Below are 19,328 nucleotides of genomic sequence, written 5' to 3'. Positions count from 1 at the left end.
GCTCACGCAGCGCGCCGCGCCGGCCCGGCGCCGTCTGGCCGCAAGTGAATGGCGGCCTTCATGACGATTATGCGGCCTGGCGGATTTCCTGCAACAGGTAACCGAAGCCGCGCACCGTGACGATTTCGACGCGGCAGCTCTCGAGTTTCTTGCGCACGCGGTGCACATAGACTTCGATTGCCGTGTCGCCGAGATCGCCGCCGAAATGCGTCAGATGGTCCTGCAACTGCGCCTTGCTGACCACGCGGCCGTGGCGCAGCAGCAGCATTTCGAGCACCGCGAATTCGCGCGGCGACAATTCGAGCGGCTTGTCGTCGTTGAAAATGCGGCGATCGACGCCCGACAGGCGCACACCGCCGAGCGACACCTCCGGACGCGGCATGTCGCCATGCGGACCGCTGCGGCGCATCACGGCGCGAATGCGCGCTTCGAGTTCGGTGGGCTCGAACGGCTTGAGCATGTAGTCGTCGGCGCCGGAATTCAGGCCCTGCACGCGGTCGTTCAATTCGTCGCGCGCGGTGAGAATGATGACCGGCGTATGGCGATTGCTCTGACGGAAGCGCGAGAGCAGCGTCATGCCGTCGATACCCGGCAGGCCGAGGTCGAGAATCACCAGTTCGTGGCGGTTTTGCGTGAGGGCCTGTTCGGCGAAAATGCCGTCGTGGACCATGTCGACCGTGAAGCCGGCTTGTTCGAGGCTGCTTTGGATGCCGCGTGCGATGGGGCGGTCATCTTCGATCAGAAGGAGTCGCATGGATTTCGCTCAATTACAATGGGTTTAGGCGTTCGGGCAAGCGGTTCGCCGGAGCGCCTGCCATGCAGTCGTCGAGCCGACGTGCTCGCGCCCTCCGGATAATCGAAGCATGTCCGAGATCAGCATTCAGGAACTCGAAGCCGCGATCAACTTCTGGCGCGCCCGCTCACCTTCGAGCGGAGACGAACTCGTTCTGTGCAAGGAGGCAAGCGCGCTCTCCAAGCCGTATGCGATGCTGATTGTACAGCGTCAGAACACGCTATCGCGCGATGATCTGGACGCGATTGCGCGCCAGGCGTGGGATTCTTACGTGAGCCTTAAGAATAGCCTGTAGAACTGAAGGTTTGTGCGCGTCGTTGCCTGCAAAGCCCTTTCAATACGAGGAATTCTTCGCTGCCGCCGGGTCCGCGCCATTCTCCCGTTGCAGCGGGTCCGGTTCTGTATGTCGCTCGCAGCGAGGCAATCCGCCTCATGCGTGCCTCACGAATTGGCGTTGCGCGGCCGTCCGGCCGCAGCAGCTCGAGCATGCAATAATCGGGTATTAAGCGCCTATTGGATGCCGGACCGTTACATGCTGGATCTTGACCACTTCGACCTTGCGCTGCTCGACGTATTGCAGCGCTTTGGCCGCGCCACGCATCAGCAGCTTGCCGAACAGGTGCCGCTGTCGCCGTCGCAGATCGGGCGGCGCTTGCAGCGGCTCGAGCAGATCGGCGTGGTGGACGGCTATCGGGTCGTGCTGCGCCCCGAAAAGCTCGGCTTGGGCGTGACGGCTTTCACGAGTCTGAAGCTCAAGCATCACGGCGATTCGGTGATCGAACAATTCCAGCAGCAGATCGACCTGTTGCCGGAAGTGCTGGAATGCCATGCGGTGGTGGGCGACGCCGACTATCTGCTGCGCATCGTCGCGCCCGACCTCAACTATCTGTCCACGTTCGTCATGAAAAGGCTCATGCGTGTGCCTGGTGTGGACAGCGTGCGCTCGAACATCGTGCTCACCACGTTCAAGCGCAACGGTCCGTTGCCGCTTGCACATCTGTCTTCTTCCGGAACGGCCGCCGCCTGACTTCAGCTCGCGCGGCCGCGCGGATCATGCCGCCTGCTTCGGCTCGTGAGGGGCGTTGAGCAGATCCACGTAGGCCACTGCCACCAGATCGGATTCCGCTACGCCGAGGCTCGCGAACATCGCGTGGGCTTCCGCGTGACCGTCTTCCTCGTTGTCGTCCTGCGCGAGCACCACTTCGAGCTCGACGAAATCGCCGAGACCGTCCACGCGGTCCAGATGAATGCGCGTGCGCCCCGCCAGATACACGTGCCGCTCCTTGGTGACGATGCCGCGCGTGGTGAGCGCGGTGGCCAGCAGCGCGTGCATGGCTTCGGGGTTCGTCACGGGACTGCGCGTGTAGTAAGACGCTTTCGGCCCGTCGCGGTCGTCGCGCTGATAGAAGATCAGTTCGGCAGGCGTGCCGTCGTCGAACTGACGCAGCTTCAGACGCCCGCGCGGCACGTCATAGAAAAAGTCCTGCTGGCGGAAAATGAGCGGCGCATCCGGCGCGAGTTGCGCCGCGCGTTCGCGCAGTTGCTCGAAATGCTGGGCGCGGGCTTTGATTTCGATGTTGCGTGCCATATCAGTCTCCTGTCGGGATGGGATGGCCGGCTGCCTGGGGCGCGAGCCGCGAGGCTGCCGGGAAAGACAGAGTCGGTTGGAACGGAAAAGCGGCGGCGGGCGCGTCAGTGAACCGCCAATCTAACAAATACTGCGTGACGCCGCGGTTTCATTGCGCATGCAAGCGTCTGACGGCGCCTGGCCGGCGCTGTCATGAGAACGGCTCATATCGCAACGCACAACGCATGCGCCGCTGCTGGAAGGAGGCCAGACGCTGCTCGGGCGGATTCAGCTTGCCCATTGCAGTTCGATCAGCTTGAGCGCGGCCGCTATCGCGGGCTCGTCCTTGCGTTCGGCCAGCGTGACGAAGCTCAGTTGCGTCGGCACCGTAATTCCTTCGACGATGGTCAGCGCATGTGCGTGGGCCTCGGCAATCGCAATCGCGTCGCGCGCGAGCGTCAACCCTACGCCCGATTTGACGAGATCCAGCATGGACGGCTCCTGGTCCACCTCCGCGACCTTGACGGGCTTCACCCCCGCCTCGCTGAATGCGTGCGACAACAGCCGGTTGTGCGCGGACGCAGGCGGTGTCCAGATCCACGGAAACGCGGCGAGCGAACGCCAGTCGCGCGCGCCTTTGACGCGGTCCTTCCAGCCGGCCGGCGCCAGCACGCGGTATTGGAAATGGGTGAGGGTCAGCGTGTGAAAGGCGCGCGCATCGCGGCCTTCGTCATCGGCGGGCACGCCGATGTAATAGCCCACGTCCAGCTCGCCGGCGCGCACCTGCTCGAGCACCCAGCCCGACATGCCGTGCCGCAAGGCCGTCTCGATGTGCGGCCACGTTTCCACCAGTTGCTTCAGAAAGCCGCCGAGCCGCAGGAACTCGGGGTCGAGAATGGTGCCGATGCGCAAGCGTCCGCGCACTTCCTGGCGCAGCGACTGCGCGGCGCGCTGCACGTCGCTTGCCGCCGCGAGGGCGCGCTCCGCGTGCGGCAACAGCGCCTGGCCGTCGCGCGTGAGAGAAAGTCCGTGCGAGGTCCGGGTAAACAGCGTGACGCCGAGCGTTTCCTGCAAATGCTTGATTTGCAGACTGACGGCCGGTTGCGTCAGATGCAGTTGCACTGCCGCGCGCGTGAGGTTGCCCTCGCGTGCCACGGTGACGAACGCACGTAGCAGAGTGAGATCCATCCGCTGATATTAACTCTCCTTATAGCGCAGTTGAGCATTACTCATTGGATTTCCGCACGCGAAGCGCCGTACGCTCGTGTTTCAGCGCGCCATTTTTTGGGCGGCGGAAAAATTCGCAGCAGCCATCATGAACGATGGTCCACAACCGCGAGGACAGAACATGAGCGAGACATATCCAGACGAAATCGTTCGCACGGGCACCGGCGTGCAGACGCTGACGCATTTCATCAACGGCAAGGCCATTGACGGAACCAGCGGCCGTTTTGGCGACGTCTTCAATCCAGCGCTCGGCGAAGTGAGTGCGCGTGTGCCGCTAGGCAGCGTGGCAGAAGTGGATGCGGCGGTTGCCGCTGCGTATGCGGCGTTTCCCGCATGGAGCGAAACCGCGCCCATCAAGCGAGCCCGCGTGCTCTTCAAGTTCAAGGAACTGCTCGACCGCCACCACGACGAACTCGCCGAACTGATCACCCGCGAGCACGGCAAGGTGTTCTCCGACGCGAAAGGCGAGGTGATGCGCGGTATCGAAGTGGTCGAGTTCGCGTGCGGCATTCCCAATCTGCTGAAGACGGACTTCACCGACCAGATCGGCGGCGGCATCGACAACTGGAACCTGCGTCAGCCGCTTGGCGTGGTCGCGGGAATCACGCCCTTCAATTTCCCGATGATGGTGCCGTGCTGGATGTTCCCCGTCGCGATTGCGTGCGGCAACACCTTCGTGCTGAAGCCCTCGGAGCGCGACCCGTCGGCATCCAACCGTATTGCGGAACTGCTGCGGGAAGCCGGTTTGCCCGACGGCGTGTTCAACGTCGTGCACGGCGACAAGGTCGCGGTTGACGCACTGCTCGTGCATCCCGACGTGAGCGCCGTGTCGTTTGTCGGTTCCACGCCGATTGCCGAGTACATCCATGCCGAGGGCACAAAGCACGGCAAACGCGTGCAGGCGTTGGGCGGCGCCAAGAATCACCTCGTCGTGATGCCCGACGCGGATCTCGATCAAGCCGTCGACGCACTGATCGGCGCCGCATACGGTTCAGCGGGCGAGCGCTGCATGGCGATCTCCGTCGCCGTTGCAGTGGGCCATATCGCGGACGAACTGGTCGAGCGGCTCACGCCTCGCGTAAAAAGCCTGAAGATTCTGAACGGCATGGAGTCGGCCGCCGAAATGGGACCGCTGGTGACGGCCGCGCATCGCGAGAAGGTGCTCGGCTACATCGAAGCCGGCATCGCGGCAGGCGCAAAGCTTGTCGTGGATGGCCGCGCTCATCGGGTAGAAGGACACGAGAAGGGCTTCTTCCTCGGCGGTACGCTGTTCGACAATGTGTCGACGGAAATGAAGATCTATCGCGAGGAAATCTTCGGGCCGGTGCTGTGCGTGGTGCGTGTACCTGACTTCGCGTCGGCGGTTGAACTGATCAACGCGAACGAGTTTGCCAACGGCGTCTCGTTGTTCACGTCCGACGGCGGCATAGCGCGCGCATTCTCGCGGCAGATTCAGATCGGCATGGTGGGCATCAACGTGCCGATTCCGGTGCCTATGGCGTGGCACTCGTTCGGCGGCTGGAAGAAGTCGCTGTTCGGCGACCATCACGCGTACGGCGAAGAGGGCGTGCGGTTCTACACGCGCTACAAGAGCATCATGCAGCGCTGGCCCGACAGTATCGCGAAGGGCGCCGAATTCACGATGCCGGTCGCGAAGTAACTACGGACGTTAGCCTTCGGCTGCGCGGAGCGAACAGCGCGCCGAAGGCGTCGATCAGGCCGGGCGTCACGCCATCGGCAAAAAAATGATTAGGAGACTGAACGATGAGCCACGTGCAAGCCGCGTCGTCGGCGTCGGAGCGGCGCCTTGAAGGCGAATTCGACTACATTGTCGTCGGCGCGGGGACAGCAGGCTGCGTGCTCGCCAATCGCCTGACCGAAGATCCGGACGTGCAGGTGCTTTTGCTCGAAGCGGGCGGCAAGGACGATTATCACTGGATCCATGTGCCGGTCGGCTATCTGTACTGCATCGGCAATCCCCGCACTGACTGGCTCTACAAAACGCAAGCAGAGCCGGGACTGAACGGGCGCGCGCTGTCGTATCCGCGCGGGCGGGTGCTGGGCGGCTCGTCGTCCATCAACGGCATGATCTATATGCGCGGCCAGCGCGAGGACTACGACGAGTGGGCGCGTGTGACGAACGACGCGTCGTGGTCGTGGAATTCGGTGTTGCCCATTTTCAAACGAAGCGAGGATTACTACGGCGGCGCAAGCGAGTCACATGGAGCAGGCGGGCCATGGCGTGTCGAGAAGCAACGCCTGAAGTGGAAGATACTCGAGGAATTTTCAAAGGCCGCGCTGGAGACCGGCATTCCCGCCACCGACGACTTTAACCGCGGCGACAACAGCGGCGTCGGCTACTTCGATGTGAATCAGAAGCGCGGCATTCGCTGGAATGCGTCGAAGGCCTTCTTGCGTCCTGCAATGCGGCGCCCGAATCTCACGGTCATTACCGGCGCGCACACGCGGCGCGTGATATTCGAAGGACGCCGCTGCGCCGGTGTCGAATATCGCGGCAACGGTATCGACTTCGTGGCCAAAGCGCGTTGCGAAGTGATACTTGCTTCAGGCGCGGTGAACTCGCCGCAATTGCTGGAGTTGTCCGGCATTGGTAACGGCGCGCGTCTGCAACGGCTGGGTATCGAAGTGGTCAATGACCTGCGCGGCGTCGGCGAAAATCTGCAGGACCATCTGCAATTGCGTATGGCGTACCAGGTCGACGGCGTACGTACGCTCAATACGGCGTCCGCACATTGGTGGGGCAAGCTGATGATAGGCGTGCAGTACGCGCTTTTTCAAAGCGGTCCGATGTCGATGTCGCCGTCGCAGCTCGGGGTGTTCGCGAAGTCCGATCGCGAAGACCGCTCGATCACTCGCCCCGACCTCGAATATCACGTACAGCCGCTTTCGCTGGATCGCTTTGGCGAACCGCTGCACCGCTTCAATGCATTCACGGCGTCTGTATGCCAGTTGCGGCCCACTTCGCGCGGCAGCATTCATATCGAGTCGGCAGACGCTTCGGCGCCGCCGCTCATCGCTCCCAACTATCTTTCCACCGACTACGACCGGCACGTTGCCGCCAACGCATTGCGTCTCACGCGCCGCATTGCCGCCGCGCCCGCATTGGCGCGTTATCAGCCTCGGGAAATCTTGCCGGGCATCGAGTATCAGAGCGAGGAAGAACTGCAACGTGCCGCGGGTCTTGTCGGCACCACGATATTTCATCCGGTGGGCACGTGTCGCATGGGCACGACCGACGATCCCGGCGCAGTGGTGGACAACCGACTACGAGTTATCGGTGTCGACGGTTTGCGCGTCGTCGACGCATCCGTCATGCCAACCATCACCTCGGGCAACACGAACTCGCCCACGTTGATGATTGCCGAGCGGGCGAGCGACATGATCCGCGAGGACCGTCGCGCGCGCGTGAGCGGCAGCATGGCCGCCCATGCTGCAAATGCGGTGTCCATGTCTGCAGTGTGACACGCTCTTCTCGCCACCTGCACGCGGTGCGCATGGCGCACGCGTGAGCTTCGCGCCCGCATGTCTCCAATAAGAGACTGCGGAGACTGCGGCGCACGATTAGTGAGGATACATCGTCCACTAAGTGCAAATCCCAATGAATGCGCTGCATCATTGGCGCGACAATGGCAGCCATGCTGCGTGCTGCCCCAGGGATTACCGTCCGGATTGGTGCAGCACGCCAACGAGCGTGCACGGGGTGCCGCCGTCCAAATAAAAGTCGCGCAGAGCTTCGCGCGAAAGATCGTAATGCTTCGCCTAACTCCGCATGGAAGGGAACATGATTCTCGGCGATACGATTCTCGAAACGCGCGGCCTCACTCGTGAGTTCAAAGGCTTCATTGCCGTGAACGGCGTGAACCTGCGCGTGCGCCGCGGCTCGATTCATGCGCTGATCGGCCCCAATGGAGCCGGCAAGACCACCTGCTTTAACCTGCTCACCAAGTTCCTCGAGCCGACAGCCGGACAGATCGTCTTCAACGGCGTCGACATCACGCATGAGCGCCCCGCGCAGATCGCGCGGCGCGGCATTATCCGTTCGTTCCAGATTTCCGCTGTGTTCCCGCATCTGACGGCATTACAGAACGTGCGTGTCGGTTTGCAACGTTCGCTCGGCACCGCTTTTCACTTCTGGAAGAGCGAGCGCACGTTGCGCCGGCTCGACGACCGCGCAATGGATCTGCTCACGCAAGTGGGCTTGACCGATTTTGCCGATGTGCTGACGGTCGAACTGTCGTACGGCCGCAAGCGCGCGCTGGAAATCGCCACCACGCTCGCGATGGAACCCGAGCTGATGCTGCTCGACGAGCCGACGCAAGGGATGGGTCACGAAGACGTGGATCGGGTCACGGCATTGATCAAGAAAGTATCGAGTGGCCGCACGATTCTAATGGTCGAGCACAACATGAATGTGATTGCCGGTATCTCCGACACCATCACCGTGCTGCAACGAGGCGAAGTGCTTGCCGAGGGCACGTATGCCGAGGTGTCGAAAAATCCGCTGGTAATGCAAGCCTACATGGGCAGCGCCGACGCGGCGCTCGCCGGAGCCCACGCATGAACACAATTGCCGAGCGCGAAAGCCTCGAGGTGAGCGGCAAGGCCGCTGGCGCACCTGCGCTGGAGATCGCGGGATTGCAGGCTTGGTACGGTGAGTCGCACATCTTGCATGGCGTCGATCTGACAGTGGATCGCGGCGAGGTCGTGACGCTGCTCGGCCGCAACGGCGCAGGGCGCACCACGACATTGCGGGCGATCATGGGCTTGACCGGCCGGCGCACGGGCTCGATTCGCATTGGCGGTCGTGAAACGATCAACCTGCCTACGCATCGCATTGCGCATCACGGCATTGGTTACTGTCCTGAAGAGCGCGGCATTTTTTCGAGCCTCTCGTGCGAGGAAAATCTGTTGCTGCCGCCGCCCGTGGGCGACAAGGCGCACATGATGTCGCTCGAGGAAATTTACTCGATGTTCCCGAATCTGCAGGAACGCCGCATGAGCCAGGGCACGCGGCTGTCGGGAGGCGAACAGCAGATGCTCGCGGTGGCGCGAATTCTGCGCACCGGCGCGAACCTGCTGCTGCTCGACGAGATTTCCGAAGGCCTCGCGCCTGTCATCGTGCAGGCACTCGCACGCATGATCGTCACACTGAAGACGCGCGGTTACACCATTGTGATGGTCGAACAGAACTTCCGCTTTGCGGCGCCGCTTGCCGATCGTTTCTACGTGATGGAGCACGGTACGATCGTCGAGCACTTCGGGGCTGGTGAACTCGAAAGCAAGATGCCGGTACTGCATGATCTGCTGGGCGTGTAGCGCTCGCGCCCGATTGCCTCTGATAACCACAAGTGAAGAACCAGGAGACAGGAATGAAAAAGAACCCACTCGCGCGGCTTGCTTCGGCTTGTTTCGCGGTCGCCGCCGGCGCCGCCATCGCTACGGGCAGCGCGCAAGCGGCAGACGATGCAGTGAAGATCGGCTTCATCACGGATATGTCGGGGCTTTACGCGGACATCGACGGCCAGGGCGGCCTCGAAGCGATCCGCATGGCCGTTGCGGATTTCGGCGGCAAGGTCAACGGCAAGCCGATCACCGTGCTGTATGCGGATCACCAGAACAAGGCGGACATCGCGGCGTCGCGCGCACGGGAATGGTTCGACCGCGAGGGCGTCGACCTGCTGATCGGCGGCACCAATTCCGCGACCGGTCTTTCGATGAACACCGTGGCCGGTGAAAAGCACAAGGTGTACATCAGCATCGGTGCGGGGGCCGATACGCTGACGAACGAGCAGTGCACGCCGTACACGATTCACTATGCGTACGACACGACGGCGCTCGCCAAAGGCACCGGGTCCGCGGTCGTGAAGCAGGGCGGCAAGTCCTGGTACTTCCTCACCGCCGACTACGCGTTCGGCAAGGCGCTGGAAAAAAACACGTCGGACGTGGTGAAGGCGAGCGGCGGCCAGGTGCTGGGCGCGGTGCGTCATCCGCTGTCGGCGTCGGACTTCTCGTCGTTCCTGTTGCAGGCTCAGTCGTCGAAGGCGCAGGTTCTCGGTCTCGCAAATGCGGGCGGCGACACGATCAACTCGATCAAGGCCGCGAAGGAATTCGGCATTACCAAGAGCATGAAACTCGCCGCGTTGCTGATGTTCATCAACGACGTGCATAGCCTGGGCCTCGAAACGACGCAGGGCCTCGTGCTCACCGACAGCTGGTACTGGAACAAGGACGCGAATACGCGCAAGTGGGCGCAGCGCTACTTCGACAAGATGCGCAAGATGCCGTCGAGCCTTCAGGCCGCTGACTACTCGGCGGCCATGAACTACCTGAAGGCGGTGCAGGCGGTCGGCTCGACCGACGCCGACAAGGTTATGGCGCAACTGAAGAAGACCAAGATCGACGACTTCTATGCGAAGGGCTACATCCGTCAGGACGGCAGCATGATCCACGACATGTACCTGATGCAGGTGAAGACGCCCGCGGAGTCGAAAGAACCGTGGGACTACTACAAGATCACCGCGACGATTCCCGGCGAACAGGCGTTCACCACCAAGGCGGAGACGCGCTGCGCGCTGTGGAAGTAAGCGTGGCCTGAAGGTCTGGCCAACGGCTGGCTCGCCGTGCCCGCGGCCGGCCGTTGGTGTGCGTCGCTCCGTCTGTTTCATATGCCGCGCGTGGCCGGCGTCATGCGCGTGTTCAACGTGTGCCGGCCCGATTGCGCACAACCGATCTCACCTTGACGATGGGTGAAGGCTTCAATGGACATCTTTGGCATTCCGCTTCCCGCGATGCTCAGCCAGTTGCTGCTCGGACTCGTGAACGGCTCGTTCTACGCAATCCTGAGTCTGGGACTTGCGGTGATCTTCGGCTTGCTGAACGTGATCAACTTCGCTCATGGCGCGTTGTTCATGCTCGGCGCGATGCTCGCGTGGATGGGCTTTTCCTATTTCGGCGTGCCGTACTGGCCGATGCTGATCATTGCACCGCTGCTCGTCGGCCTGTTCGGCGTCCTGATTGAACGCTCGATGCTGCGTTGGCTCTACAAGCTCGATCATCTGTACGGGCTGCTGCTGACCTTCGGGCTCACGCTCGTCGTCGAGGGTGTGTTCCGCTCGATCTACGGCTCGTCGGGACAGCCGTACGACGTACCCTCGGCACTCTCGGGCGCGACCAATCTCGGCTTCATGTTCCTGCCGAACTATCGCGCGTGGGTCGTGGTGGCTTCGCTGATCGTCTGCTTCGCCACCTGGTTCGTGATCGAAAAGACGCGGCTTGGCGCATATCTGCGCGCGGGCACCGAAAATCCGAAGCTGGTCGAAGCGTTCGGCATCAATGTGCCGCTGATGATTACGCTTACCTATGGTTTCGGTGTCGCGCTCGCCGCGTTTGCCGGCGTGCTTGCCGCACCGGTCATTCAGGTATCGCCGCTGATGGGCCAGCCGATGATCATCACGGTGTTCGCAGTCGTGGTGATCGGCGGAATGGGTTCGATCATGGGCTCGATCCTGACGGGCCTGATGCTCGGCGTGATTGAAGGTCTCACGCGCGTGTTTTATCCGGAAGCGTCGGCCACCGTCGTGTTCGTCATCATGGCGCTGGTGTTGCTGGTGCGCCCGGCGGGTCTCTTCGGCAAGGAAAAATGATGCAGAGAAAAGTGCTCTACGGTCTGCTGCTGCTCGCGCTCCTCGCGGTGCCCGTGCTCGGCATCTATCCGCTCTTCGTGATGAAGGTGATGTGCTTTGCACTCTTCGCCGCGGCGTTCAATCTGCTGATTGGCTATACGGGCCTGCTGTCGTTCGGACACGCAATGTTTCTCGCGTCGGCAGGTTATATCACCGGTTATGCGATGCAAACGCTCGGCTTCTCGCCCGAGCTCGGTGTCCTGGCCGGCACGGCTTGCGCGACCTTGTTGGGGCTCGTGGTCGGCATCTTCGCAATCCGGCGCCAGGGCATCTACTTTGCGATGGTGACGCTCGCGCTTGCTCAAATGGTCTACTTCGTGTTTCTGCAGGCGCCCTTCACACACGGCGAAGACGGCCTGCAAGGCGTGCCGCGCGGCAAGCTGTTCGGTGTGCTCGACCTCTCGTCCGACGTCGCGCTGTACTTTGTCGTGCTGACGGTCATGGTGCTCGCATTCCTCCTGATTGTGCGGATCGTGCATTCGCCGTTCGGGCAAGTGCTCGTCGCGATCAAGGAAAACGAGCCGCGGGCGGTGTCGCTTGGCTACGATACAGACCGGTTCAAGCTGCTCGCCTTCATTCTGTCTGCTGGACTCGCAGGGCTCGCGGGGTCACTGAAAGTCGTGGTGCAAGGCTTCGAGACCTTGAGCGACGCATACTGGACCATGTCGGGTCTCGTTGTGCTGATGACGCTGGTGGGCGGCATGGGTACGTTGTTCGGGCCGCTGCTGGGTGCCGCATTGATCGTGGCGCTGGAAGATCGCCTGGGCGATATCGGCAGCGTGCTCGCTGCGGCCACGGGCGTCGATTGGTTCCGCTCGCTGGGCGAGTCGGTGACCATCGTGACCGGGGTGATCTTCATTGCGTGCGTACTCGCGTTCCGGCGCGGCATTGTCGGCGAAGTCATCGCGCGCGTGCGGCCGTTGCGCGCCTAAGAAGCGCGACGGGCAGGAGTGGAACGGTGTGGCAAATTGCTTCGGCGTCCGATCTAATCGCGCTGCTGTGCAGTATGACGCGCGAAGCCGGCTTGAGCCCTTATTTATGGAACTTGCGGCAACGCCGCCCAAACGCGCCCCAATTCGGTGCCGCAGTGCACCACTAGGGTAATTGCTAGTTGTGGGGGGGAGGGGGCTCGGTTAACCTTCATGCAGTTCTGATGCACCACGAATTTGCAGGTGGAGAACGAGGAGACATGAGGCACAAAGTGCCCGCACGAAAGCGCTGTTGGATTGATATCCAACAGCGCTTTTTATTTTGCGCTTTTCCATTTGCGGCATTCCAAGATTTTCTCTAAGTCGGTGCTATTTTTATCTCGCCGATAATCGACCCGTCCGCGTGTGTCACCCCTTCAAAACGCTTGCGGCGTGGGACTCCCGTCCGCTACACTTCTTATTCACCGACCGCTGGGTTGGGATTTAACTCAAGAATTTGCGCACGAATTTAAGGCGAATTGTTTTAACGGGGCATAGAGGAGCGGAATGAAGTCGGCATTGCGTTGGATCAGCGCGGCATTGGTCGCCACCGGAGTTTCGGCTGCCTGGAGCAGCCATGCATTCGCAGATGTGAAAATCGGCGTTACCGTCTCGGCAACCGGTCCGGCCGCATCGCTCGGCATTCCGGAGAAAAACACCATTGCGCTGCTGCCCAAGGAAGTGGCCGGCCAGAAAGTCGACTACATCGTGCTTGACGACGCCACGGACTCCACCCAGGCCGTGAAGAACGCCCGCAAGCTCACGAGCGAAGACCACGTGGACGCAATGATCGGCTCCACCGTCGTGCCGAACTCACTCGCCATGATGGACGTCGCCGTGGAAAACACCACGCCCGTCATCTCGCTCGCCGCCGCGGCAAGCATTGTCGAGCCGATGGACGCGAAGCGCGCGTGGGTGTTCAAGACGCCGCAGAACGACATATTGATGGCTACCGCCATCGCGCAACACATGTCCAATCACGGCGTAAAAACCGTGGCCTTCATCGGCTTCTCGGACGGTTATGGCGAAAGCTGGTTCAAGGAATTCAGCAGGGCCGCGGACCTGGCGAAAATCAAGGTGGTGGCGAACGAACGCTTCGCGCGTAACGACGCATCGGTCACGGGGCAAGTGCTGAAGATCGTCTCGCAGAATCCGGATGCGGTGCTGATCGCAGGCGCGGGGACACCGGCCGCGCTGCCGCAGAAAACGCTCAAGGAGCGCGGCTACAAAGGCAAGTACTATCAGACGCACGGCGTCGCGAATAACGACTTCCTGCGCGTGTGCGGCAAGGACTGCGAGGGCACGTATCTGCCTGCGGGCCCGTTGCTCGTCGCGGAGCAATTGCCCGATTCGAACCCGGTGAAGAAGAGTGCGTTGGCCTACAAGCGCGCGTATGAAGGCGCTTATGGAGCAGGCTCGGTATCGACCTTCGGCGGTCACGCATGGGACGCGGGTCTGCTGCTGCAACGCGCGATTCCGCTCGCGCTGAAGAAGGGGCAGCCTGGTACACCGGCCTTCCGTGAAGCGCTGCGCGCAGCGCTGGAAGGCACGAAAGATCTGCCCGCGTCGCACGGCATCTTCAACATGAGCGCGAACGATCACGCTGGCCTCGATCAGCGGGCGCGCGTGATGGTGCAGATTGTCGGCGGCAAGTGGAAGTTGGCCGGCGACTGAGCAAAGGCAAAGCGCTAGATGAGCTCATAGAAAAAGACGCGTGCAGTTGCCGCGTCTTTTTTATTGCCCGCTTGTGGCGACGCGGCGCGTGGGCTCGAGCAACGCAGGCGAGGGCACTGCCGTGCGAAACGTGCAGCAGTGCGGCTTCAGGACAAACCCGCATTTGGGTTGCAGTCTATTGACCGTCGGCGCGGCACAACGCAATACTACTAACATGTTAGTGGTTTGGATTGCGAGAGTTCGCGAAGGCATTCGGTTATTGCGGCAGTAGGGAGCGACATACAAGCGGCGAAGGCGCGCAGGTCGAGCAGGGAAAACCATGCTTGGCACGGCCGGACCCTATAACTAGATTCAGACACCCGACCCACGAGTCGGATAACAGATACGCACTTCGGAGCGTTGGAGACTTGCAATGAGAAAGACAAAACAATGGGTACGAACCGGCATCGCGATGGCATTAATGTGCGGTGCAGGCGCGGCGTTCGCGCAGGTGAAGATCGGTGTGACGCTGTCCACCACGGGGCCCGCGGCATCGCTCGGGATTCCTGAAAAGAACACCATTGCGCTGTTGCCGAAGGAGATAGGCGGTAAGACGGTGCAGTACATCATTCTCGACGACGCGTCCGACACGGGTAAGGCCGTGCAGAACACACGCAAGCTGATCGACGAAGATCACGTGGACGCGATCATCGGCTCCACCGTGACGCCCAATTCGCTGGCTATGCTCGATCCCGCATCCGAAGGCAAGACGCCGGTCATTTCGCTCGCGGCTTCGGCCGCCATCATCTCGCCCATGGATGCAAAGCGCGCCTGGGCCTTCAAACCCCCGCAGAACGACAGCCTGATGGCCGACGCCATTGCCGACCACATGGAGCGTCACGGCGTGAAGACGGTGAGCTTCATCGGTTTCGCGGACGCCTACGGCGATAGCTGGAACAACGTGTTCACCGCCGCCGCAGCCGCTCACAAGCTGAAGGTGGTGTCGAACGAGCGCTTTAACCGCACCGATGCATCGGTGACGGGCCAGGTGCTGAAGACAATGGGCGCCAATCCCGACGCGGTTCTCATTGCCGGCTCGGGCACCCCGTCCGCGCTGCCGGCCAAGACGCTCAAGGAGCGCGGCTACAAGGGCAAGATTTATCAGACGCACGGCGTTGCCAACAACGACTTCCTACGCGTGTGCGGCAAGGATTGCGAGGGCGAGATCCTGCCGGCGGGGCCGATTCTTGTCGCCGACCAACTGCCGGAATCTAACCCGGTGAAGAAGTCGTCGCTGGCTTATAAGGCGGCCTACGAACAGGCGTATGGCGCTGGTTCGGTGGCGACCTTCGGCGGTCATGCGTGGGACGCCGGCCAGATGCTGCAGCGTGCGATTCCGGAAGCGCTCAAGACGGCGCAACCGGGCACCGAGGCATTCCGCGTGGCGCTGCGCGGCGCGCTGGAAAGCATCAAGGAGCTGCCGGTCTCGCACGGCATCATGAACACGACCACGACTGACCACAACGGCCTCGACAAGCGCGCACGCGTGATCGTGCAGATCGTCGACGGTAAGTGGAAGCTGCAGAACGACTAATACAAGTAGCGGTACGCGCCTCTCGTGAATTGCGGCACATGACGCCGCACTGCCATTCTGTTCGACGACAATGGCACCCACCGCCGCGCCGTGCTCCGGCGCGGCGGTTGTCTTTCAGCACCGCAGTTTCGTGGACGGCCGCGTGCCGACACGACTGTTCCCAGTTTCGATTTCGACGCTTCAGGACGAGGAAGTATGGATCTATCAATTGCGGCGATCCTCGCGCAGGACGGCATTACCACGGGCGCGATCTACGCGTTGCTCGCGCTCGCGCTGGTGCTGGTGTTTTCCGTGACGCGGGTGATCTTCATTCCGCAGGGCGAGTTTGTTTCGTACGGCGCGCTCACGCTCGCCGCGCTGCAAACACAAAAATTTCCGGCCACCTGCTGGCTGCTGATGGCGATGGGCGCGGCCTGCTTCGTCGTCGAAATAGCGGGGCTTGCGCGGCACGCGGAGCGGCGCCGACATGCCGCGCGTACGCTCGCTGTGCTGGCCGGCAAGTATCTGCTGTTCCCCGTGGCCGTGTATGCGCTGACCCAGGGCGTTTTCCTGCAGCCTTTGCCGATGATCGCGCAGATCGCGTTGACGCTGCTGATCGTGATTCCGATGGGCCCGTTCGTGTACCGGCTCGCATACGAGCCGATCGCGGAGGCCACCACATTGCTTTTGCTGATCGTGGCGGTAGCCGTGCACTTTGCGATGGTCGGCCTCGGTCTCGTGATGTTCGGTGCGGAAGGCTCGCGCACCACGGCGTTTTCGGACGCGACGTTCAGCCTGGGCAGCCTGTCGATTTCCGGACAAAGCCTGTGGGTGGTCGGCACGGCGGTAGTGCTGATCGGCGCGCTCTATCTGTACTTTGATCGTTCGATCTCCGGCAAGGCGTTGCGCGCGACTTCGGTCAACCGGCTCGGCGCGCGGCTTGTCGGGATCGGCACGACGCAAGCAGGGCGCCTCGCCTTCACGCTCGCAGCGGGGCTTGGCGCGCTGTGCGGCATCCTCGTGGCGCCGTTGACCACCATCTACTACGACTCGGGCTTCCTGATCGGTCTGAAGGGCTTTGTCGGGGCGATTATCGGTGGACTCGTCAGCTATCCGCTGGCGGCGGCCGGCTCCGTTCTGGTCGGGCTGCTGGAATCGTATTCGTCGTTCTGGGCGAGCGCTTATAAGGAAGTGATCGTGTTCACGCTGATTATTCCGGTGCTGCTCTGGCGCAGTCTGGCCAGCCCGCACGCTGAAGAGGAAGAGGAGTGACGCGATGAAACGGATCATGACAAACAAGTTCTTCTGGCTCTTCCTCGTGGTGCTGTTTGCGCTGCCAGTGCTGCCGCAGCCGATTCATGTGCCTGAGTACTGGGTGACGCTGCTCAACTACATCGGGCTGTATGCGATCGTCGCCATAGGGCTTGTGCTGCTCACCGGGATCGGTGGAATGACGAGTTTCGGGCAGGCGGCGTTTGTCGGCATCGGAGCGTATGCGACCGCGTACCTCACCACGCGCTTTGGCGTCTCGCCGTGGTTTGCGCTGATCGCCGGCGTGTTGCTGACGGCGTTGATCGCGCTGGTTCTTGGCCTGGTGACAATGCGTCTGTCTGGCCACTTCCTGCCGCTTGGCACTATTGCGTGGGGACTCTCGCTCTTTTACCTGTTCGGTAACCTTGAGATGCTCGGCAAGTACGACGGCATCAACGGCATTCCAGTGCTGAATGTTTTTGGCATCGACCTGGAATCGGGCCGTCACATTTATTACCTGATCTGGCTGGTCGTGCTGGGTGCAGTGGTGTCTGTTCAGAACCTGCTTAACAGCCGCCCGGGGCGGGCAATTCGTGCGCTGCGCGGAGGCGGCATGATGGCCGAGGCAATGGGCGTGAATACGGCATGGATGCGCGTGGTTATCTTCGTGTACGCGGCGGTGCTGGCGTCCGTGTCCGGCTTTCTGTATGCGCATCTGCAACGGGCTGTGAATCCCACGCCGTTCGGTCTGAACCACGGCATCGAGTTCCTGTTCATGGCAGTGGTGGGCGGTGTGTCTCACGTGTGGGGCGCGGTGCTTGGCGCGGCGATCCTGACTGTGCTGCAGGACTATCTGCAAACACTGCTGCCCAAGCTGCTGGGCGAGAACGGGAATTTCGAAGTGATCGTCTTCGGCATTTTGATGGTGCTGTTGCTGCAGTACGCACGGCAAGGCGTCTGGCCGTTCGTCGCCCGTTTCTTTCCGCGCGGCCCGCGCGCGCGTCTGCCTGAACACGCGGAGCCGCTGCCGCAGCGCAGCAAACCGACAGCCGGGGAGAACCTGTTGACGGTGAACAAGGCCCGCAAGCAGTTCGGTGGTCTCGTTGCAGTCAACGATGTGAGCTTCGACGTGAAGGCGGGGCAGATTATCGGCCTCATCGGCCCGAACGGCGCGGGCAAGTCCACTACCTTCAATCTGGTAACCGGCGTGCTGCAGGCGACGAGCGGTGAGATTACGTTCCGCGGCGAGCGGATCGATGCGCTCAGTTCACGTGAAATCGTCAAGCGGGGAATCGGCCGCACGTTCCAGCACGTCAAGCTGCTGCCGGGCATGACGGTGCTGGAGAATGTGGCGATCGGCGCGCATCTGCGTGGACATGCAGGTGTCTGGCGCAGCGTTGCGCGTCTTAACAGCGCGGAGGAAGCGCGGCTGATGGCCGAAGCCGCACGCCAGATTCGCCGCGTCGGACTCGAGCAGCATATGTACGACGAGGCTGGCAGCCTCGCATTGGGCCAGCAGCGGATTCTGGAAATCGCTCGGGCGCTCTGCTGCGACCCCACCTTGCTGTTGCTGGACGAACCGGCGGCCGGCTTGCGGTATCAGGAGAAGTTGCAGTTAGCGGATCTGCTGCGCCGGCTGAAGGCAGAAGGAATGAGCGTACTGCTGGTCGAGCACGACATGGACTTTGTGATGAACCTGACCGACCGGCTGGTCGTGATGGAGTTCGGCACGCGTATCGCCGAAGGTCTGCCGCAGGAAGTGCAGCAGGACCCGGCGGTGCTCGAGGCGTATCTCGGCGGGGTGGAGTAATGGAGAACAACATGAATGCAGCGCCCATTCTCGATGTAAACGGTCTTTCCGTGCGCTATGGCAAGGTTGAGGCGCTGCACGGCGCGGCGATCAAGGTGCGGGCGGGACAGATCGTGTCAGTCATCGGCCCCAATGGCGCGGGCAAATCGACGCTCCTGAACGCGATCATGGGCGCCTTGCCGCCCACCGGACACGCGAAGGGCGCTGTTATGTATCAGGGTGAGGATGTGAGCGCCGTACCCGTCGAAAAGCGCGTGGCGCGCGGCATGTGCCTCGTGCCGGAGAAGCGGGAGCTCTTCGCGTCGATGACAGTGGAGGACAACCTGGTCCTCGGTGCATACCGGCGCAAGCGCGCCGGCGAGCGCAATTTCCTCGACCAGATCGAACCGGTATTCGAGCTCTTTCCGCGTTTGAAGGAACGCCGCAAGCAGGCCGCCGGGACACTATCTGGTGGCGAGCGACAAATGCTTGCCGTCGGCCGCGCGTTGATGGGCAAGCCCGATCTTCTGATGCTGGACGAGCCGAGCTTGGGCCTCGCGCCGCTGATCGTGAAGGAGATTTTCCATATCATCAGTGCGCTGCGTCAGACGGGGGTTGCCACGCTGCTCATCGAACAGAATGCGCGCGCTGCGCTGCAGATTTCGGACTATGGTTACGTCCTCGAAACCGGGGAACTAGCGCTGGAAGGTCCAGCTGCGGATCTGGCGAAGAATCCGCGAGTCATCGAGACGTATCTGGGGCTGGCAAAGAAAGCAGCCTGACCTAGTCGGACTCCGGCCTTCC

General features: G+C 62.0%; 17 protein-coding genes. 14 read left to right on the top strand and 3 right to left on the bottom strand.

The annotated features are described in order from the left end of the window. Positions 1 to 67 precede the first annotated feature (67 nt). Complete coding sequence (locus tag JNB89_RS26235) at positions 68 to 754, bottom strand: response regulator (RefSeq protein WP_007180058.1); 687 nt, start codon at positions 752 to 754, stop codon at positions 68 to 70. 109 nt (positions 755 to 863) lie between these two features. Between JNB89_RS26235 and JNB89_RS26230 the strand changes: the two genes are divergently transcribed. Then, positions 864 to 1,088, top strand: a complete 225-nt coding sequence (locus JNB89_RS26230) for a DUF3717 domain-containing protein (RefSeq protein ID WP_220364150.1) — start codon at positions 864 to 866, stop codon at positions 1,086 to 1,088. A gap of 237 nt (positions 1,089 to 1,325) precedes the next feature. Beyond that, on the top strand, positions 1,326 to 1,820 hold the full coding sequence (locus JNB89_RS26225; protein WP_220364149.1) for an Lrp/AsnC family transcriptional regulator: 495 nt from the start codon (positions 1,326 to 1,328) through the stop codon (positions 1,818 to 1,820). Positions 1,821 to 1,844: 24 nt separating this feature from the next. Here JNB89_RS26225 and JNB89_RS26220 read toward each other — a convergent pair whose 3' ends face one another. Then, on the bottom strand, positions 1,845 to 2,381 hold the full coding sequence (locus JNB89_RS26220) for a class IV adenylate cyclase (protein ID WP_027210595.1): 537 nt from the start codon (positions 2,379 to 2,381) through the stop codon (positions 1,845 to 1,847). 267 nt (positions 2,382 to 2,648) lie between these two features. Next, on the bottom strand, positions 2,649 to 3,548 hold the full coding sequence (locus JNB89_RS26215) for a LysR family transcriptional regulator (RefSeq protein ID WP_013340958.1): 900 nt from the start codon (positions 3,546 to 3,548) through the stop codon (positions 2,649 to 2,651). Positions 3,549 to 3,708: 160 nt separating this feature from the next. Between JNB89_RS26215 and JNB89_RS26210 the strand changes: the two genes are divergently transcribed. The 12 genes from JNB89_RS26210 (at position 3,709) to JNB89_RS26155 (ending at position 19,306) form a co-directional block, all read left to right on the top strand. Then, positions 3,709 to 5,247 carry a CoA-acylating methylmalonate-semialdehyde dehydrogenase gene (locus JNB89_RS26210; protein WP_013340957.1) on the top strand — a complete coding sequence of 513 codons (1,539 nt, stop codon included), beginning with the start codon at positions 3,709 to 3,711 and terminating at the stop codon, positions 5,245 to 5,247. Between the two features lie 104 nt (positions 5,248 to 5,351). Continuing rightward, positions 5,352 to 7,070 carry a GMC family oxidoreductase gene (locus JNB89_RS26205; RefSeq protein ID WP_220364148.1) on the top strand — a complete coding sequence of 573 codons (1,719 nt, stop codon included), beginning with the start codon at positions 5,352 to 5,354 and terminating at the stop codon, positions 7,068 to 7,070. A gap of 319 nt (positions 7,071 to 7,389) precedes the next feature. Further along, positions 7,390 to 8,169, top strand: coding sequence for an ABC transporter ATP-binding protein (locus tag JNB89_RS26200; RefSeq protein ID WP_013340955.1), 780 nt, complete (start codon positions 7,390 to 7,392; stop codon positions 8,167 to 8,169). Then, complete coding sequence (locus tag JNB89_RS26195) at positions 8,166 to 8,924, top strand: ABC transporter ATP-binding protein (RefSeq protein ID WP_013340954.1); 759 nt, start codon at positions 8,166 to 8,168, stop codon at positions 8,922 to 8,924. Before JNB89_RS26200 ends, JNB89_RS26195 begins: the two co-directional genes overlap by 4 nt. 53 nt (positions 8,925 to 8,977) lie before the next feature. Beyond that, positions 8,978 to 10,192 (top strand): ABC transporter substrate-binding protein, encoded by a 1,215-nt coding sequence (locus tag JNB89_RS26190; RefSeq protein ID WP_013340953.1) that lies wholly within the window; start codon positions 8,978 to 8,980, stop codon positions 10,190 to 10,192. 174 nt (positions 10,193 to 10,366) lie between these two features. Continuing rightward, a complete protein-coding gene (locus JNB89_RS26185; protein WP_006050831.1) occupies positions 10,367 to 11,251 on the top strand; it encodes a branched-chain amino acid ABC transporter permease in 885 nt (294 codons plus the stop codon). Further along, a complete protein-coding gene (locus JNB89_RS26180) occupies positions 11,251 to 12,222 on the top strand; it encodes a branched-chain amino acid ABC transporter permease (protein WP_220364173.1) in 972 nt (323 codons plus the stop codon). Before JNB89_RS26185 ends, JNB89_RS26180 begins: the two co-directional genes overlap by 1 nt. Positions 12,223 to 12,765: 543 nt before the next feature. Continuing rightward, positions 12,766 to 13,932, top strand: coding sequence for an ABC transporter substrate-binding protein (locus tag JNB89_RS26175; RefSeq protein ID WP_220364147.1), 1,167 nt, complete (start codon positions 12,766 to 12,768; stop codon positions 13,930 to 13,932). 412 nt (positions 13,933 to 14,344) lie between these two features. Continuing rightward, on the top strand, positions 14,345 to 15,505 hold the full coding sequence (locus tag JNB89_RS26170; RefSeq protein WP_220364146.1) for an ABC transporter substrate-binding protein: 1,161 nt from the start codon (positions 14,345 to 14,347) through the stop codon (positions 15,503 to 15,505). 195 nt (positions 15,506 to 15,700) lie between these two features. Continuing rightward, positions 15,701 to 16,756 carry a branched-chain amino acid ABC transporter permease gene (locus tag JNB89_RS26165; RefSeq protein WP_220364145.1) on the top strand — a complete coding sequence of 352 codons (1,056 nt, stop codon included), beginning with the start codon at positions 15,701 to 15,703 and terminating at the stop codon, positions 16,754 to 16,756. 4 nt (positions 16,757 to 16,760) lie between these two features. After that, positions 16,761 to 18,545, top strand: a complete 1,785-nt coding sequence (locus JNB89_RS26160) for a branched-chain amino acid ABC transporter ATP-binding protein/permease (RefSeq protein ID WP_220364144.1) — start codon at positions 16,761 to 16,763, stop codon at positions 18,543 to 18,545. An 11-nt stretch (positions 18,546 to 18,556) separates the two neighbouring features. After that, on the top strand, positions 18,557 to 19,306 hold the full coding sequence (locus JNB89_RS26155; protein ID WP_013340947.1) for an ABC transporter ATP-binding protein: 750 nt from the start codon (positions 18,557 to 18,559) through the stop codon (positions 19,304 to 19,306). Positions 19,307 to 19,328 lie beyond the last annotated feature (22 nt).

It is taken from the genome of Paraburkholderia phenoliruptrix (assembly GCF_019511605.1).
GTDB classification, from domain to species: domain Bacteria; phylum Pseudomonadota; class Gammaproteobacteria; order Burkholderiales; family Burkholderiaceae; genus Paraburkholderia; species Paraburkholderia phenoliruptrix_A.
The sequence above is the reverse complement of the archived record's forward strand: the minus strand, read 5'-3'. Positions and strand labels throughout refer to the sequence as shown.

Excerpts from the sequence above, each read along its gene's own strand:
- JNB89_RS26215 (WP_013340958.1), bottom strand. The coding sequence starts at position 3,548 with ATGGATCTCACTCTGCTACGTGCGTTCGTCACCGTGGCACGCGAGGGC.
- JNB89_RS26160 (WP_220364144.1), top strand. The coding sequence starts at position 16,761 with ATGAAACGGATCATGACAAACAAGTTCTTCTGGCTCTTCCTCGTGGTG.
- JNB89_RS26205 (WP_220364148.1), top strand. The coding sequence starts at position 5,352 with ATGAGCCACGTGCAAGCCGCGTCGTCGGCGTCGGAGCGGCGCCTTGAA.
- JNB89_RS26230 (WP_220364150.1), top strand. The coding sequence starts at position 864 with ATGTCCGAGATCAGCATTCAGGAACTCGAAGCCGCGATCAACTTCTGG.
- JNB89_RS26225 (WP_220364149.1), top strand. The coding sequence starts at position 1,326 with ATGCTGGATCTTGACCACTTCGACCTTGCGCTGCTCGACGTATTGCAG.
- JNB89_RS26210 (WP_013340957.1), top strand. The coding sequence starts at position 3,709 with ATGAGCGAGACATATCCAGACGAAATCGTTCGCACGGGCACCGGCGTG.
- JNB89_RS26155 (WP_013340947.1), top strand. The coding sequence starts at position 18,557 with ATGAATGCAGCGCCCATTCTCGATGTAAACGGTCTTTCCGTGCGCTAT.
- JNB89_RS26170 (WP_220364146.1), top strand. The coding sequence starts at position 14,345 with ATGAGAAAGACAAAACAATGGGTACGAACCGGCATCGCGATGGCATTA.
- JNB89_RS26195 (WP_013340954.1), top strand. The coding sequence starts at position 8,166 with ATGAACACAATTGCCGAGCGCGAAAGCCTCGAGGTGAGCGGCAAGGCC.
- JNB89_RS26175 (WP_220364147.1), top strand. The coding sequence starts at position 12,766 with ATGAAGTCGGCATTGCGTTGGATCAGCGCGGCATTGGTCGCCACCGGA.
- JNB89_RS26185 (WP_006050831.1), top strand. The coding sequence starts at position 10,367 with ATGGACATCTTTGGCATTCCGCTTCCCGCGATGCTCAGCCAGTTGCTG.
- JNB89_RS26220 (WP_027210595.1), bottom strand. The coding sequence starts at position 2,381 with ATGGCACGCAACATCGAAATCAAAGCCCGCGCCCAGCATTTCGAGCAA.
- JNB89_RS26200 (WP_013340955.1), top strand. The coding sequence starts at position 7,390 with ATGATTCTCGGCGATACGATTCTCGAAACGCGCGGCCTCACTCGTGAG.
- JNB89_RS26235 (WP_007180058.1), bottom strand. The coding sequence starts at position 754 with ATGCGACTCCTTCTGATCGAAGATGACCGCCCCATCGCACGCGGCATC.
- JNB89_RS26190 (WP_013340953.1), top strand. The coding sequence starts at position 8,978 with ATGAAAAAGAACCCACTCGCGCGGCTTGCTTCGGCTTGTTTCGCGGTC.
- JNB89_RS26180 (WP_220364173.1), top strand. The coding sequence starts at position 11,251 with ATGCAGAGAAAAGTGCTCTACGGTCTGCTGCTGCTCGCGCTCCTCGCG.
- JNB89_RS26165 (WP_220364145.1), top strand. The coding sequence starts at position 15,701 with ATGGATCTATCAATTGCGGCGATCCTCGCGCAGGACGGCATTACCACG.